Raw genomic sequence first — 15,664 nt, forward strand, 5'->3', positions numbered from 1 at the left:
GCGCAGTGTTGTCCAGGCGTGGCGCGCTTCTGCCCGCGCGGGCAACCTGCTAGGCTCCCCGGCGTGCCCGACCTGCAAGTCCATTTCAGCAACCGCCAGCAGCCCGACCGACCCTTGCACGCGGGCGTGCACCGCATCGTGCGGCAGGCGTCCGGGCACGTGCGCGTGGTCGAGGACACCCAGGGTGCGCTGCTGCTGGCGCAGTTCTGCCTGGATCGGCGCGGGCTGTGGCTGCAGGTGGCCAACGGCGCCCGCGGGATCCATGTGAACGGGCGTCCGGTGCGGCGCATGGCGTTGCTGCGTGCCGGCGATGCGGTCTATGCCGATGGCGTAGAGATGGTGGTGCAGGGCGCCTGCGAGCCGCTGCAGCGCCTGCCCGACGCCGCGGACGCGGCAGGCGACGACCCGCGGCTGCTGTTGCGTGGGGTCGGCGGCCAGCACCATGGCCGCAGCTTCACCCTGGACCGCGTGCGCTACATCGGCCGTTTGCGCGACTGCGACATCTGCATCGACGACCCCGCCTTCGCCGAACGCCATGCGCGCCTGGAGCGCCATGGCGAGCGCGTGCTGCTGCGCGGACTTGACGATGCGCCTACCCAGGTCAACGGCAACGCGGTGCGCGCTTGCTGGCTGCAGCCGGGCGACCAGCTGGTGTTCGACGCGCAGCATCGCTTCGTGCTGGAAGTCCCCCAGGCTGCGGCCGGCGCGCCGTTGCAACCCGACCCGGCAAGCATCCCGCTGGCCGCCGCGCCAGTGGCGGCCGCGCGCCCGGCCACCGCATTGCGCTGGCCATGGCTGCTGCTCAGCGCCTTGCTGCTGGCGGCCGCGCTCAGCGGGTTGCTGTGGTTCGGCGCGCGCTGAACGCCCGCCAGCCGCGCCAGCCCAGCAACGAGGCCAGGATCGCCGCATACAGCAGCGGTTCGCGGATGTCCGATTTGACCAGCCACCAGAAATGCAGCACCGCCAGCACCGCGATCGCGTAGATCGCCTTGTGCAGCTTGCCCCAGTTGCGCTTGAGCCGGCGCATCCAGCCCTGGGTCGAGGTGATCGCCAGCGGCACCAGCAGCACCCAGGCGATGAAGCCGACGGTGATGTAGGGGCGCTTGACGATGTCCTCGAAGATCTGCGTCCAGTAGCCGCGCAGGTCCAGGCCCAGGTACGCGCCCAGGTGCACGCAGGCATAGAAGAACGCATACAGTCCGAGCATGCGCCGGAAGCGCAGCAGCAGCGGTTGTCCGCTGAGCTGGCGCAGCGGCGCGATCGCCAGGGTCAGCAGCAGCAGGCGCAGCGCCCACAACCCGGTACGGTGCTCGATCTCGGCCACCGGGTCGGCGCCGAGCGCATCGCTGCCGCTGCGCCACACCTGCCAGAACTGCCAACCCAGCCAGGCCAGCGGCGCCAGCGCCAGCACATGCACCACCGCCTTGGCCGCGACCAATCCCCCCGAGGCCTGGCGGCTCACAGGAGCCTCCCGCATTGGCCGGCGTTGGCTCTTGTCTTTTCCGGGAACCGGGTCCCGCGCGCTCAATACCATTTCTTCAGGTCCATGCCTGCGTACATGGCCGCGACCTGGTCGGCATAGCCGTTGAACGGGCGGGTCGGGATCCGCTCGGCGAACAGCTTGCTGGCCTTGCCGGCGATGCGGCGCTCGGTCTTCTGGCTCCAGCGCGGGTGATCCACCGCCGGATTGACGTTGGAGAAGAAGCCGTACTCGGAGGGCTGCAGGGCGTGCCAGGCGGTTTCCGGCATGCGCTCGACGAAGCGGATCTCGACGATCGACTTGATGCTCTTGAAGCCATATTTCCACGGCACCACCAGGCGCAGCGGCGCGCCGTTCTGCTGTGGCAGCGGCTTGCCGTACAGGCCGGTGGCAAGCAGGGTCAACGGGTGCATCGCCTCGTCGATGCGCAGCCCTTCCCGGTACGGCCACTCGATCGAGCGGTAGCGGATGCCGGGCATCTGCTGCGGATCGGCCAGCGTGGTGAAGGCGACGTACTTGGCCTTGGAGGTCGGGGCGAAGCGCTTGAGCACCGCGGCCAGCGGCACGCCCAGCCACGGGATCACCATCGACCAGCCTTCCACGCAGCGCAGCCGGTAGACGCGCTCCTCGGGGCTGTTGCCCTTGAGCAGGTCGTCCAGCGGCAGGGTGCCGGGCTTCTCGCATTCGCCGGACACCTTCACCGACCACGGCGCGGTGCGCAGGGTCTTGGCCGCCTTCGACGGGTCGGTCTTGTCGGTGCCGAACTCGTAGAAGTTGTTGTAGCTGGTGACGTCTTCGTAACGGGTCGGCTCCTCGCTGGTGCGGAACCCGCTGCGCGCCTGTTCCGGGGTCACCACGGTCTTCGGCGGCGCCGGCGGCTCGGCCTCGGCGCAACCGGCCAGGACCGCCGCGGGCGCCAGCGCCAGGGCCTGCAACAGACGCCGCCGGTCGCGGTAGACCGCCTCGTCGGTGATCTCGCGACCGGGAATGTTGGGCGCATCGCGCAACGACATGGCTGACTCCTGGAGGGGGCGGGTGGCTGCGGGCCACTTCAGCACAGACTACGCATGCGCAGAGCGAATGGATGCAAATGCAACCTAAATTGCCTGGGCCGCGGGCTGGTGCGCTGCGGCATACTAGGCGCTCTGTCCGATAGGTGCCCCATGACGCGCGCGTTCAATTTCAGTGCCGGCCCCGCTGCATTGCCGGAATCGGTCCTGCGCCAGGCGCAGGCGGAGATGTTGGAGTGGAACGGCGTGGGCGCCTCGATCGTGGAGCTGAGCCATCGCGGCGCCGAGTTCATGGCGGTGGCGGCGCAGGCCGAGGCCGACCTGCGACGCCTGCTCGGCATCTCCGACGACTACGCGGTGCTGTTCCTGTCCGGCGGCGCCACCACCCAGCAGGCGCTGCTGGCGCTGAACTTCGCCGCCCCCAGGCAGACCGTGGACTACGTGGTGACCGGGCATTGGGGCAAGACCGCGCTCAAGCAGGTCGCCCCGTACGCCAACGTGCACGTGGCCGCCAGCAGCGAGGCCGGCGGCTTCCGCGACATCCCGCCGCGCCAGGACTGGCAGCTCAGCCCCGATGCCGCCTACGTGCACATCACCGCCAACGAGACCATCCACGGGGTCGAGTTCCGGGCGGCGCCGGACGTGGGCGGCGTGCCGCTGTTCGCCGATTTCAGTTCCAGCATCGCCGCCGATCCGATCGATGTGTCCCAGTACGCGGTGATCTACGCCGGCGCGCAAAAGAACCTCGGCCCGGTCGGGGTGGCGGTGGTGATCATCCGCAAGGACCTGCTGCAGCGCAGCGGCCAGCCGCGCGCCGACATCTTCGACTACCGCTCGCACGCCGCGCGCGATTCGATGCTCAACACGCCGCCGACCTGGAACTGGTACCTGGCCGGGCTGGTGTTCAAGTGGATGCTGGCCGAGGGCGGGGTGGCGGAGTTCGCGCACCGCAACCAGGCCAAGTCGGCGTTGGTGTACGCGGCGATCGACGGCTCCGGCGGCTTCTACCGCAATGACGTGGTGGCCGACGCGCGCTCGCGCATGAACATCCCATTCTTTTTGCCGGATGAGACCCTCACCGCGCGCTTCGTCGCCGAATCCAAGGCGGCCGGGCTGCTGGCGCTGAAGGGCCACAAGGCGGTCGGCGGCATCCGCGCCTCGCTGTACAACGCGATGCCGGTGGCCGGCGCGCAAGCGCTGGCCGCGTTCATGCGCGACTTCCAGCAGCGAAACGGCTGAATCATCCCCTGCAGGAGCGGCTCAAGGTGGCCTCGGGCCATCAGCCGCGACCGGATCGCCCAGGCGGCGATCCAGGACATCGAGGAACCACGATCCATGGCCGCAAAGCCGAACAAATCCCGAAGCGCGGACGCCAAGCCGGCCAAACCGGCCAAGCCGCAACCGACCGGCCTGGCCAAGCCCGCCGCCGCGGCGCCGGCGCTGGCCGACGTGCGCGCCAAGATCGACCAGATCGACCGCACCATCCAGGCGCTGATCGCCGAGCGCGCGCAGTTCGCGCACCAGGTCGGCAAGGCCAAGGGCAAGCTCGCCGCGGCGGTGGACTACTACCGCCCCGAGCGCGAGGCGCAGGTGCTGCGCATGGTGGTGGACCGCAACCAGGGCCCGCTCAGCGACGAAGTGCTGGTGCACGTATTCCGCGAGATCATGTCCGCCTGTCTGGCGCAGCAGGAGCCGCTGAAGGTCGGCTACCTCGGTCCGGAAGGCACCTTCAGCCAGCAGGCGGTGCTCAAGCACTTCGGCCGTTCGGCGGTGGGCCTGCCGATGGCGACGATCGAGGAAGTGTTCCAGGAAGTGGAGAGCGGCAGCGCCGATTTCGGCGTGGTGCCGGTCGAGAATTCCGGGCAGGGCACGATCCAGGTCACCCTGGACATGTTCCTGACCTCGAACCTGAAGATCTGCGGCGAGACCGAGCTGCGCGTGCATCAGTACCTGCTGTCGTGCAGCGGCCGGCTCGATGCGATCGAGCGGATCTATGCGCACCCGCAATCGTTCGCGCAGACCGCCGGCTGGCTGCGCGCGCATCTGCCGAAGGTGGAGAAGATCCCGGTGTCGAGCAATGCCGAGGGCGCACGACGCGCGCGCAATGCGGAGGATGCGGCCGCGATCGGCGGCGAGAGCGCGGCGCACGTATACGCACTGAAGAAGGTGATCATGAAGTCGATCGAGGACGACGACGACAACACGACGCGCTTCCTGGTGATCGGCCGGCAGATCTTTCCGCCGTCGGGGCACGATCGCACGTCGGTGCTGGTGTTCATCCATGACAAGCCGGGGGCGCTGTTCGATGTGCTCAGTCCGTTCGCGCGGCATGGTATCAGCATGAACCGGATCGAGTCGCGGCCTTCGCATCAGGCGAAGTGGGAGTACGGGTTCTTCATCGATCTGGCCGGGCATGTGGAGGACGAGTCGATGAAGCAGGCGCTGGCGGAGTTGAAGGCGCATTCGGCGCAGATCAAGGTGTTGGGGTCGTACCCGGTGGCGGTGCCTTGATTTTGATGGTGTGCTTGCGTGCGGTTGGAGCTGAAAGTCAGGGCTAGAAGCTAGAGCTAGAGCTAGAGCTAGAGCTAGAGCTAGAGCTAGAGCTAGAGCTAGAGCTAGAGCTAGAGCTAGAGCTAGAGCTAGAGCTAGAGCTAGAGCTAGAGCTAGAGCTAGAGCTAGAGCTAGAGCTAGAGCTAGAGCTAGAAGCAAAGGCTTTCGCGCTTTGCGCGACTTACTTTTCTTTGAACGGCCAAAGAAAAGTAAGCAAAAGAAAGGCCGCCCCAGTCGGGTCGCCCCGCGCCGTGCGCGGGGTTCGCGAGCAACCTGGGATTTTTCGATGGCACATCCATGTGCCAGCGAAAAACGTCGCGCATCCTGCGCGCCGCCCCTTCGGGGTTGTTCCCAGGCCGCTCGCCGACCACTCAATGGGGACCCCTGAAAAGCGAACAGCAACAGCAACAGCAACGGCCACGGCAACGGCAACGGTAAAATCAGCAGCGGCGGCGGAATCAGCCGCTACGACAAGATCAACAGCGCGCCCGCTGCGGGGGCGACGGCAATCTCGGGAATGGTGATGAGCAACGCGCAGTACTGGATCGCAACGAAGGGCTCTGCCTTGCAGGGGACGTTGCATGTGCCGGGCGACAAGTCGGTCTCGCATCGGGCGGTGATGTTCGCGGCGCTGGCCGATGGGGTCTCGCATATCGATGGGTTCCTGGAGGGCGAGGACACGCGGTCGACCGCGGCGATCTTCGCCAAGCTCGGGGTCAGGATCGACACGCCGTCGCCGTCGCAGCGGATCGTGCACGGGGTTGGCGTCGATGGGCTGCAGGCGCCGCAAGGCGAGCTGGATTGCGGCAACGCCGGGACCGGCATGCGCCTGCTCGCCGGGTTGCTGGCGGCGCAGCCGTTCGACAGCGTGCTGGTGGGCGACGCGTCGCTGTCCAGGCGGCCGATGCGCCGGGTGACCGAGCCGCTGGCGCTGATGGGCGCGCGGATCGATACCGATGCCGGTGGCGTGCCGCCGCTGCGTATCCACGGCGGGCAGCCGCTGCGCGGCATCGACTTCGCCTCGCCGGTGGCCAGCGCGCAGGTCAAGTCGGCGGTGTTGCTGGCCGGTCTCTACGCCGACGGGATCACCTCGGTGCAGGAGCCGCATCCGACCCGCGACTACACCGAACGCATGCTGTCCGCGTTCGGCGTGGAGATCGCCTTCGCGCCCGGCCACGTGCGCCTGCACGGCGGCCAGCGCCTGCGTGCCACCGACATCGCGGTACCGGCCGATTTCTCCTCGGCGGCGTTCTTCATCGTCGCCGCCAGCGTCATACCGGGGTCGGACATTACCCTCCAGGCGGTCGGCCTCAATCCGCGTCGCACCGGCTTGCTCGCCGCGCTGCGGCTGATGGGCGCGGATATCGCCGAGCAGAATCACCGCGAGCATGGCGGCGAGCGGGTCGCCGACCTGCGCGTGCGCCACGCGCCGCTGCGCGGCGTGCAGATCCCGGAAGCGGTCGTGCCGGACATGATCGACGAGTTCCCGGCGTTGTTCGCCGCCGCCGCCACGGCGCAGGGGCGGACCTTGGTCACCGGCGCCGCCGAACTGCGGGTCAAGGAATCCGATCGCCTGGCCGCAATGGCTGCCGGCTTGCGCAGCCTGGGCATCATCGTCGACGAGACGCCCGACGGCGCCGTCATCCACGGCGGCACGCTGGGCGCCGGCGTGATCGACAGTCGCGGCGACCACCGCATCGCGATGGCGTTCGCGATCGCCGGGCAACTGGCCGACGGCGCGGTGCGGATCGACGATGTCGCCAATGTGGCGACCTCGTTCCCGGGCTTCGATACCTTGGCGCGCAATGCCGGATTCGGTCTGGTCGCCACTGGCTAAGACTTGATCGCGGCCTGCCGAGCACAGGCCGCGTTGGTTACTCATCACGACCCAAGTCGCGTATCCAGCGAGAGTCGCGTATCCAGGAAAGCGCGCATCTGCGGCATCTACGGCGCGCGTGGCCGATCGCTGGCCGGCGTCGCCGGTGCCGGTGCCTTGGCTGGGCCGTCGAGCCCGCGATCGCGGCTCATCCACCAGCTGCTGGCCGCCAGCACCAACGCGATCAAAACGACCCAAGCCCAAGGCGAACGGCGATGGGCGTGCGACCGTTCCTCGGTATGGCGTTTCCGCGGATACAGCTCCTGTGTCTGCTGCGGTCTGGACATGGTCGTGCTCCTGCGTCTCAGGGACGCGACCAGTCTTGCGCCGATTCCGTTCGTGAGGCGTCAGTCGCCCGTGAACGCAGCATGCGTCCCGCAAGCGATGTTCAGCTTACTGGGCCGGCTTGAAATCGAACGGGATCTCGAGGCTGCCGGCGACCGCCTGGCCCTTCTGCTGCGCCGGCCGGAAGCGCCAGCGGCGCACGGTTTCCATCGCGGCACGATCCAGCTCGCGCGAGCCGCTGCGCTTGACCAGGGCCACGCCCGCGGGGGCACCGCCGGCATCCACCTCGACCCGCACCACCACCGTGCCGCTGTCGCCGCGGCGCAAGGCTGCCGACGGATAGCGCGGCGGCGGCTGCCCTTCCAGCGGTACCGGACGATCGCCCGGCGCCAGCGCGGTGGCGTTGGTCCCCGTAGCAGCGCCTTCGGTGCCGCCGGGCACCGGCGCCATTGCATCGGCGGCGGGCGGCGGGGCAGGCGGCGCGGTCTCGACCAATTTCGGCGCATCCGCTGCCGCCGGCTTGGCCTGCGGCATGTCGCTGGCGCCGCTGCCGGCCGGCAAGGGCTCGGGCAGGGGCTTGATCTGCGCCGCATCCTGCTGCATCTGCGCCGGTTGCGGCTTGTAGAAGTCGTTGTCCTTGCGTCCGGCCAGCCAGACCACCAGGAACAGCAGCAGTCCGGCACAAAAGGCGATGCCGACGGTCAGGAGAAGGCGGCGCGGCAGGTGCAGCACGATGCCGGTGCTGGAGGACGGAGGCGACGTGGACATGGGACTCACCGTTGGCGACTTTCCGATTCTTGCACAGCCCCGGTTAACCGGTCGCGCAGTGGCGGTGCCGACGCGAACCCCGCGCCGCCGTCCGCCGTCGTTCCGCAAAAGCGCGGCCGGCAGGCGATAATGCGCGACCCTGCTCATCGCGTGCCGTGCCCATGCTCGATCCCGTCCTGCTCCGCCAACAGCCCGCCGACCTCGCCGAGCGCCTGCGCACCAGTCGTGGCTATACGCTGGACGTTGCCGCCCTGGAAGCCCTGGAGGCCGACCGCAAGCGCATCCAGGTACGGACCCAGGAACTGCAGAGCCTGCGCAACAGCCGCTCCAAGGCGATCGGCCAGGCCAAGGCCAAGGGCGAGGATGCGGCTGCGCTGATGGCCGAGGTCGCCGGCTTCGGCGACGAGTTGAAGGCTTCGGAACAGCGCCTGGACGAGATCCGCGCGCAGTTGGAAACGCTCGCGCTGGAGATCCCCAACCTGCCGCAGGCCGACGTGCCGGCCGGCAAGGACGAGGCCGACAATGTCGAGATGCAGCGCTGGGGCACACCGCGCGCGTTCGAGTTTGGGGTCAAGGATCATGTGGAACTGGGTGCGCGCCACGGCTGGCTGGACGGCGAGAGCGCGGGCAAGCTGTCGGGCGCGCGCTTCACCGTGCTGCGCGGGCCGATCGCACGGCTGCACCGCGCGCTGGCGCAACTCATGCTCGACCTGCACACCGGCCCGCACGGGTACCAGGAGACCAACGTGCCGGTGATCGTCAACGCCGACAGCCTGTACGGCACCGGCCAGTTGCCCAAGTTCGAAGAGGACATGTTCGCCACCCAACTCGGCGAGCAGAAGCGCTACCTGATTTCCACCTCGGAGATCTCGCTGACCAACCTGGTCCGCGAGGAGATCGTCGAGGCCGAGCGCCTGCCGTTGCGCATGACCGCGCACTCGCTGTGCTTCCGCTCCGAAGCCGGCAGCGGCGGCCGCGACACCCGCGGCATGATCCGCCAGCACCAGTTCGAGAAGGTGGAACTGGTCAGCATCTGCTGTCCGCAGGACAGCGCTGCCGAGCACGAGCGCATGACCCGCTGCGCCGAAACCGTGCTGGAAACGCTGGGCCTGCCGTACCGCAAGATGCTGCTGTGCACCGGCGACATGGGCTTCTCCGCGGCCAAGACCTACGATCTGGAAGTCTGGCTGCCATCGCAACAGACCTACCGCGAGATCTCCTCGTGTTCCAACTGCGGCGATTTCCAGGCGCGGCGCATGCAGGCGCGCTGGCGCAATCCGGCCACCGCCAAGCCGGAGCTGATGCATACGCTCAACGGCTCCGGCACCGCGGTCGGCCGCGCGATGATCGCGGTGATGGAGAACTACCAGAACGGCGACGGCTCGATCACCGTGCCCGACGCGCTGCGTCCCTACATGGGCGGCCTCGAGCGCATCGGTTGAACTCTAGCCTTGCGCGCACGCCGCTTGCCGCCGCCGCATGGTCCGCGACGGCCGGCGGCGGTCGGCCGTTCGCCTCGGCCCGCCGTCTGACTTGGATCCTGAGCCGGCGGCCGCGCCGCGGACCCGGGCCGTGCATCGCGCGCGCCGTCCCACCGCCTGGCACCGGCTGACCCGCGCGCCCACGGCGGAGCGGCGTTGCGGCCGCGGCGTTGGCAAGCCCTGGCAAGGATGATGTCGCTCTCGCCTCGCGTGCCGGAATCGCGGCGGCCGCAATGATTCCTCCGCGGCGGTGACCAATCCCGACCGGAGGCTAGGGGCACCGAAGTCGCCCTCCAGCCCCGCCAAGGCAGCCCGGCGCTCACGGAGCCGGGGAGGAGGGCAGGGCCGACCCGCCCCGCTCCAGATCCTTCGGAAGATCGCCCCTCCCGGATTCCTGCCGCCGCAAGCCAGGTCGCTAGTACGACTGTGTCAAAAAGCCAAGGCGTGATGGCGACGCCCTCATCTATCAAGCGAGGGTGTCGATGGGCAAGCGCCTGGAGTCGTGGTTCGAGCGCTATAGCGAGACGATCGTCAGCGTGTTGGCGCATGCCGACCGTGTACAGCCGGCGCGCTGATACATGCAGGGCCTGATGCTGCCCACCACGGGGCTGGGCGGCGATGGCCGCGCAGATTGTCTCGCGGCCGGTACGCCGGTTGGCGTCGTCGGGATGCATGGCGCGCCGTCTGGCCGCGATCTGCCGGGCAGACCAGCGCTCATACGCCAGGGGGTCATGGACCCGCTGAAACAAGGTCGTGCCTTCCGCCGAACGGCGCGCCCGCACGCTGCGCTGGCGCCGCCGCCGATCGCCCACCGCGGCTGCGTGCGCATACACCGCAGCGGCCAAGCGCCGAACCTCTGCAAGTTGAGTCTGCCCCGTCCTCAACGCGCGGGGAGCCAGCGACAAGGCCGCGGCCTCCCGAGACTGGCTGGGGCGATCGGCTGTACGTCGATGACGAATCGCAGGGCGGCCCTGGCCTGCTCATGGCGCCGGCGGTTCGGGCTTCATCCCCGATCGCTATTCTCCGCTCCACGCTGGATCCAGCCGCGCAATGCGCGCGAACGCCGGGCAATCCTCGAGGTGCGCGCCGCGCAGATAGCCCAGGCTCATCAGGAATTGGCCGGTGATCTCGCCGCCGGTGAAGCGGAACGTACGCTTGAACAGCTTGATCCAGTCGGGCTTGTCGCGCGGGTGGTGCGCGTCCAGCCACGCGGCGAAGCTGCCGTGCGACTGGCGCAGCCCACGGATCACCTGGGCGTTGTGGATCGCCGCTTGCACCTTGCGCCGGTTGCGGACAATGCCGGGGTCGGCGAGCAGGCGCCGCACGTCGGCCTGGCCGTAGTCGGCGACGGTGTCTACGTCGAATCCGGCGTAGGCGGCGCGGAAGCCGGCGCGTTTCTTCAGCATCAGTTCCCAGCTCAGCCCGGCCTGGTTGATCTCCAGCAGCAGCCGCTCGAACAGTTCGCGTTCGCCGCGCAGCGGGACGCCGTATTCGTCGTCATGGTAGGGGCCGTGCAATGGATGGCCAGGGGCGCTGTCGCAATAGGTAGTCATGCGGCGTGGACTCCGTCAGTCGTCCTGGTGGTCGTCTTCGGGGGAGACGTCGGCGCGCTGCGCACCCGGCAGACGCAGGTCCGGCCAACGTCGTCGCGCCGGTTCCAGTTCACCGGCCTGCAGCGCTTCCAGCGGCGCGTCCGGGTGCTTGCCGTCGCGCGAGAAGAAGTGCACCCCTGCCGCATCCTGCCAGCGGTCTCGGCTGCGCGCATGGATGCGGCATCGCAGGCCGTAGATCTCCTGCTGGTTGCACAGCAGGGTGTCGTCGCGGCCGTCGCCGTCCAGATCGCGCACCAGCAGCACGCAGCGGCCCTCGCGCTGCCGGCAGCCGCTGTCGTTGAACTGGCCGGCGAGCAGCGCCTGCCACCAGTCGGCGCCGGGATCGGCGCTGCCGGCGGCGAGCGGGATGTGCTGGCGCAGTTGGGCAGGATCGGCGATGCGGTCGCGCGCGGGGTCCTCCTCCTCCTCCTCGCCGCTGCCGCTCCAGCGTTGCGGGCGGTCCAGGACGCGCTGCAGCCGCTGCAACTGGGCAGGGTCGTCGACGAAGCCCGGCACGTCGCGCAGCGCCTGCATGGCGCGGTAGCCGCGGCGGCCGCTGTCGAAGCGCAGGTAGTACAGATCCATCTGCGCGGCCGTGGTGCGGCCGTCGGCCAGGCGCTGCAACTGGTTGCCGACGACGAGGCGGTACGGGTCCAGCAGCGGCGACGCGGTGGCCAGCGCCAGCGCGATCACCCCCCATGACATGGCCCGGTTGACCGGCGCCAGCGGCCGCAGCCAGCGTCCGCGCGGACGCAGCACCGCCCACGCATAGCCGAACGCGTAGCCGCAGGCGAGCACCGCCGCCAGCACGCCCTTGAAACGGTCCGCGCTCCAGCCGTACTGGTCGATGCGCAACCACAGCGCGTACAGCGCCAGCAGCGCGTACAGCGGCAGGCTCAGCAGGCCGGCGTCGATCAGCCGCCGCAGCCATTGCGGATAGGGCGGGGCGGCCTCGCCGTCCTGGTACACGGCATTGACGAACACCGCCAAGCCGGCGACCAGCGCAATCAGGATCTTTGCCGCGGCGCGGGTCTCCCACAGCGGCTGCAGCCCGGTGAACGGCAGGCTCAGCGCGAACAGCACCGCCACGAACGCCAGCAGCGGCAGCAGCCCGGTGCAGATCGCGAACAGGATCTGCCGCATCACCTGCACCGCGCGCTGCTGGGTGCGGCCGATCAGCAGGCCCAGGCCGAACATGGTGCCGGTGGCGAGGTGGACGAAGGCGGTCTCGCGGAACAACTCGCGGAAGAAATCCAGCTTCACCAGCGCGAACAGCGCGCCCCACAGCCACAGCACCAGCCAGCAGACGCCGACGAACACGCCGGCCAATGCCAGGGTCAACGCGTTCTGCCAGGCGTGCTCGAACAGCTCGCGGTACGGCGCCTGCCAGCGGCCATGCGGCAGGCGGCATTGCAGCCACGGCAGCAGCACGAACATGCCCAGCGCGATGGCCATGCCGAACGGCGCCAGCACCTCCGCGCTACGCAGCCCCGGCGCGCCAGTGGCGCTCCACGCCGCCCAGGCCGACAGCGCCGCCACCAGCAGCGCCAGCGCGATCGCGTGCTGCCACAGGCGCAGCTCGCTCAGGCGCCGCACCGACAGCAGGGTCAGCGTCGGCACGGTCAGCACCAGGGTGTACCAGCACACCCGGCTGCCCAGTGCCGCGAACGGCCACAGGCCGGTCTCGGCGCCACGCTGGGCCAGGTACATCAGCGCACCCTGCAGCAGCGCCACCAGCACGATGAAGGCACGGGTCTGCCGCGGCAGGTCGGGGGCGGTTTCCATGCGAGCCAGCGTCCTTGGCGGCGCGACAGCGCCGGATCGGCCGATTATGGCAGCCCGATCCGGTCCGGCGCAGCGCAGGGCCGGGAGGGACGATAGAATGGCGCTATGCCCGCTTTGCCTACGCCCCTGGCCAACCAACTGCTGATCGCGCTGCCGGCGCTGTCCGATCCCAACTTCGCGCGCGGCGTGGCGCTGATCTGCCAGCACGACGCCAACGGCGCGATGGGGGTGCTGGTCAACCGCGCCTCCGAATACACGCTTGGCGAGGTGTTGGCGCAGATGGGCATCGACACCATCGACGCGACGCTGCGTGAACAGGTGGTGCTCAGCGGCGGGCCAGTGCATCCGGAACGCGGCTTCGTGATCCACGACGGCGCGCGCGCCTGGGATTCGAGCCTGGCGTTCGGCGACGGCCTGTTCCTGACCACCTCGCGCGACGTGCTAGAGGCGATGGCGCGCGGCGACGGCCCGCGCAACGCGGTGGTCGCGCTGGGCTGCGCCGGCTGGGGCGCCGGGCAGCTGGAATACGAACTGGGCGAGAACAGCTGGCTGACCGCGCCGGCCGACGCCGAACTGCTGTTCGAACTGCCGCTGGAGCGGCGCTGGCAGACCGCGGCCGGGCGCATCGGCGTGGACCTGTTCCGCCTTACCGACTACAGCGGGCATGCCTGAGCCCGACACGCTCGCGCCCGGCGCGATCCGCCGCGACGGCACCGTGCTCGGTTTCGACGTCGGCAACCGTCGCATCGGCGTGGCCGTCGGCAACGCTTTGGGCAACGGCGCGCGCGCCCTGGCCGTGGTCGACGTGCAGGCGCAGGGACCGGACTGGCCGGCGCTGGACCGCCTGCATGCCGAGTGGCGCCCGCACGGCCTGGTGGTCGGCGATCCGCTGACCCTGGACGGCGCCGACCAACCCAACCGCAAGCGCGCGCATGCCTTCGCCCGCGAACTCGGCGCGCGCTACCGGCTGCCGGTGGTGCTGGTCGACGAGCGTTCCAGTTCGGTCGAGGCGGCCAAGCGCTTCGCCGTGGACCGCGCCGCAGGCCGCAAGCGCCGCCGCGACGCCGCCGCGCTGGATGCGGCCGCCGCCGCGGTGATCGTCGAGCGCTGGCTGGCCGCGCCCGGCGACGCCACCTCCCTTTCCTGATTCCCTTCCCGGACCCGCCATGACTGATCCGCAACTCGATTCGAACGGGCGCCTGCGCCACCTGCTGACCCTGGAAGGCCTGCCGCGCGCGACCTTGCTGCAACTGCTGGACCGCGCCGGGCAGATCCGCGACGCGGCGGTGGGCCGGGTCGGCAAGCGCAACGTGCTGGCCGGTACCGCGGTGTGCACGCTGTTCTTCGAGCCGTCCACGCGCACCCGCAGCTCGTTCCAGCTGGCCGCGCAGCGGCTGGGCGCGGACGTGCTGAACTTCGACGCCTCGACCTCGTCCACGCGCAAGGGCGAGACCGCGCGCGACACGCTGAAGAACCTGGAGGCGATGGGCGTGCGCGGTTTCGTCGTGCGCCATCCCGAGGACGGCGCGGTCGAGCGCCTGGCCGCGGCGGCGGGCGAGGGCACCGCGCTGATCAACGCCGGCGACGGCCGCAGCGCGCATCCCACCCAGGGCCTGCTCGACATGCTGACCCTGCGCCACGCCAAGGGCGGCGACTTCTCCAAGCTCAAGCTGGTCATCGTCGGCGACGTCAAGCACTCGCGCGTGGCGCGCTCGGACCTGCACGCGTTGCGCACGCTTGGCGCCGGCCAGGTGCGCGTGTGCGGCCCGCAGGCGCTGCTGCCCGACGACGACACCCTGGCCGGCTGCGTGGTCGGCGACGACTTCGACGCCATGCTCGACGGCGTGGACGCGGTGATGATGCTGCGCCTGCAGCGCGAGCGCATGGAGGAAGGCCTGGTGTCCTCGCTGGAGGGCTACCACGCGCGCTACGGCCTCACCGCCGAACGCCTGCGCCGTGCGGCCAAGGACGCGGTGGTGCTGCACCCGGGGCCGATCAACCGCGGCGTGGAGATCACCGACGAAGTGGCCGACGGCGCGCAGTCGTGCGTGCTGCGCCAGGTCGCCAACGGCGTGGCGGTGCGCATGGCGGTGTTGGAGACGTTGTTGGGCTGAGCGCGGGCGGGCGGAGCGAGGATGCCGGCGTCCTGGCCGGCGGCGCCGGCCACCGCCGCCAACCCCCGATCGCGCGCGGCAGCGACCGCAGTGCTGCCCATGTCGAAGAGCTGGCCGGCTTTGAACGTCTTCCTGGCTTGACCACGCGGCGTTCGTCGCGCGTGGTTTCTCGCGCCCACCCGGCGTTCCGGGATGCCCTTCCCAGGCCGCGGCATCCGCCTTGCGTCGGGTATGCGAAGATCCCAGAATCCGGCATCGAGGCGGAAGGAGCCACGTCCCATGTCCGGCTCCAGTTCCATCGCCATGCGCGCGTGATGGCGCGTGATACGCGCTGCAGGCGCGCGAGCGCCGCTGCGTTGCATCGCCGTGCCGACCCTTTCCCTCGTCTCGACCGCAGGATGCACCAGAGCAATTCGCGCAGCAGGTCATCACGTTGTTGGGTGGCAGGGACGCTGTGGAGGTACCGGCCTCGGCGCTCACCACGTTCCCGTGGCAGCGCCTGTGTTCCGAGCGCGACGACGCGCTGCTGCTGAAGTTCACCGTGGACGGCGACGAGCGCGTGCTGTCGTTGCCCTACGAGGAGTTCTTCGTCGATGAGGGCCACGTCGACAACTCGCTGGAAGACGCCTGCGTGGGCTCGGGCGACAGGATCCTGGTGAGGAAAAAATATCCCGGGTACAGCGGTCCGGTGGAATTCCAGAAGAGCCGTCACGTAGGCTAGCC

The 15,664-nt window shown here is 69.6% G+C and carries 14 protein-coding genes; 9 read left to right on the forward strand and 5 right to left on the reverse strand.

Annotated elements, in window-relative coordinates; all coding sequences use genetic code 11:
- Positions 1–63 precede the first annotated feature (63 nt).
- A complete protein-coding gene (locus tag G4Q83_RS05570) occupies positions 64–861 on the forward strand; it encodes an FHA domain-containing protein (RefSeq protein ID WP_128419028.1) in 798 nt (265 codons plus the stop codon).
- Here the strand turns inward: G4Q83_RS05570 and msrQ are convergent.
- Positions 830–1,477 (reverse strand): protein-methionine-sulfoxide reductase heme-binding subunit MsrQ, encoded by a 648-nt coding sequence (gene msrQ, locus G4Q83_RS05575; protein ID WP_128419027.1) that lies wholly within the window; start codon positions 1,475–1,477, stop codon positions 830–832. The two genes, G4Q83_RS05570 and msrQ, sit on opposite strands and share 32 nt — an antisense overlap.
- Before the next feature lie 47 nt (positions 1,478–1,524).
- Complete coding sequence (msrP, locus tag G4Q83_RS05580) at positions 1,525–2,493, reverse strand: protein-methionine-sulfoxide reductase catalytic subunit MsrP (protein WP_128419026.1); 969 nt, start codon at positions 2,491–2,493, stop codon at positions 1,525–1,527.
- 150 nt (positions 2,494–2,643) lie between these two features.
- Here msrP and serC point away from each other — a divergent pair, with 150 nt between their 5' ends.
- The 3 genes from serC (at position 2,644) to aroA (ending at position 6,877) form a co-directional block, all read left to right on the forward strand.
- Complete coding sequence (gene serC / locus G4Q83_RS05585; RefSeq protein ID WP_128419025.1) at positions 2,644–3,729, forward strand: 3-phosphoserine/phosphohydroxythreonine transaminase; 1,086 nt, start codon at positions 2,644–2,646, stop codon at positions 3,727–3,729.
- Positions 3,730–3,825: 96 nt separating this feature from the next.
- Positions 3,826–5,001: a prephenate dehydratase gene (gene pheA, locus G4Q83_RS05590; protein ID WP_128419024.1), complete on the forward strand. Its 1,176-nt coding sequence runs from the start codon at positions 3,826–3,828 to the stop codon at positions 4,999–5,001.
- A 562-nt stretch (positions 5,002–5,563) separates the two neighbouring features.
- Positions 5,564–6,877: a 3-phosphoshikimate 1-carboxyvinyltransferase gene (aroA, locus tag G4Q83_RS05595; protein ID WP_128419023.1), complete on the forward strand. Its 1,314-nt coding sequence runs from the start codon at positions 5,564–5,566 to the stop codon at positions 6,875–6,877.
- A gap of 432 nt (positions 6,878–7,309) precedes the next feature.
- Here the strand turns inward: aroA and G4Q83_RS05600 are convergent, their stop codons facing one another.
- Complete coding sequence (locus G4Q83_RS05600) at positions 7,310–7,969, reverse strand: energy transducer TonB (RefSeq protein ID WP_128419021.1); 660 nt, start codon at positions 7,967–7,969, stop codon at positions 7,310–7,312.
- A 161-nt stretch (positions 7,970–8,130) separates the two neighbouring features.
- Here G4Q83_RS05600 and serS point away from each other — a divergent pair, with 161 nt between their 5' ends.
- Positions 8,131–9,411 carry a serine--tRNA ligase gene (gene serS, locus G4Q83_RS05605; protein ID WP_128419020.1) on the forward strand — a complete coding sequence of 427 codons (1,281 nt, stop codon included), beginning with the start codon at positions 8,131–8,133 and terminating at the stop codon, positions 9,409–9,411.
- Between the two features lie 1,055 nt (positions 9,412–10,466).
- On the opposite strand, the gene G4Q83_RS05610 is transcribed toward serS, so the two are convergent.
- Together G4Q83_RS05610 and G4Q83_RS05615 are read right to left on the reverse strand one after the other, a co-directional pair.
- Complete coding sequence (locus G4Q83_RS05610; protein WP_128419019.1) at positions 10,467–11,003, reverse strand: DNA-3-methyladenine glycosylase I; 537 nt, start codon at positions 11,001–11,003, stop codon at positions 10,467–10,469.
- Positions 11,004–11,018: 15 nt separating this feature from the next.
- The gene (locus G4Q83_RS05615) at positions 11,019–12,827 is read right to left on the reverse strand and encodes a DUF4153 domain-containing protein (protein WP_128419018.1); all 1,809 of its coding nucleotides are present in this window, start codon (positions 12,825–12,827) and stop codon (positions 11,019–11,021) included.
- A 105-nt stretch (positions 12,828–12,932) separates the two neighbouring features.
- Between G4Q83_RS05615 and G4Q83_RS05620 the strand changes: the two genes are divergently transcribed.
- The 4 genes from G4Q83_RS05620 (at position 12,933) to G4Q83_RS05635 (ending at position 15,662) form a co-directional block, all read left to right on the forward strand.
- Complete coding sequence (locus G4Q83_RS05620) at positions 12,933–13,499, forward strand: YqgE/AlgH family protein (RefSeq protein WP_128419017.1); 567 nt, start codon at positions 12,933–12,935, stop codon at positions 13,497–13,499.
- Positions 13,492–13,974: a Holliday junction resolvase RuvX gene (gene ruvX, locus G4Q83_RS05625; RefSeq protein WP_128419016.1), complete on the forward strand. Its 483-nt coding sequence runs from the start codon at positions 13,492–13,494 to the stop codon at positions 13,972–13,974. Before G4Q83_RS05620 ends, ruvX begins: the two co-directional genes overlap by 8 nt.
- Positions 13,975–13,993: 19 nt before the next feature.
- Complete coding sequence (locus tag G4Q83_RS05630) at positions 13,994–14,941, forward strand: aspartate carbamoyltransferase catalytic subunit (protein WP_128419015.1); 948 nt, start codon at positions 13,994–13,996, stop codon at positions 14,939–14,941.
- A gap of 454 nt (positions 14,942–15,395) precedes the next feature.
- Positions 15,396–15,662 carry a hypothetical protein gene (locus G4Q83_RS05635; protein ID WP_246432290.1) on the forward strand — a complete coding sequence of 89 codons (267 nt, stop codon included), beginning with the start codon at positions 15,396–15,398 and terminating at the stop codon, positions 15,660–15,662.
- The last annotated feature ends 2 nt before the right edge of the window (positions 15,663–15,664 follow it).

Source organism: Xanthomonas theicola, assembly GCF_014236795.1.
Classification (GTDB): Bacteria; Pseudomonadota; Gammaproteobacteria; order Xanthomonadales; family Xanthomonadaceae; genus Xanthomonas_A; species Xanthomonas_A theicola.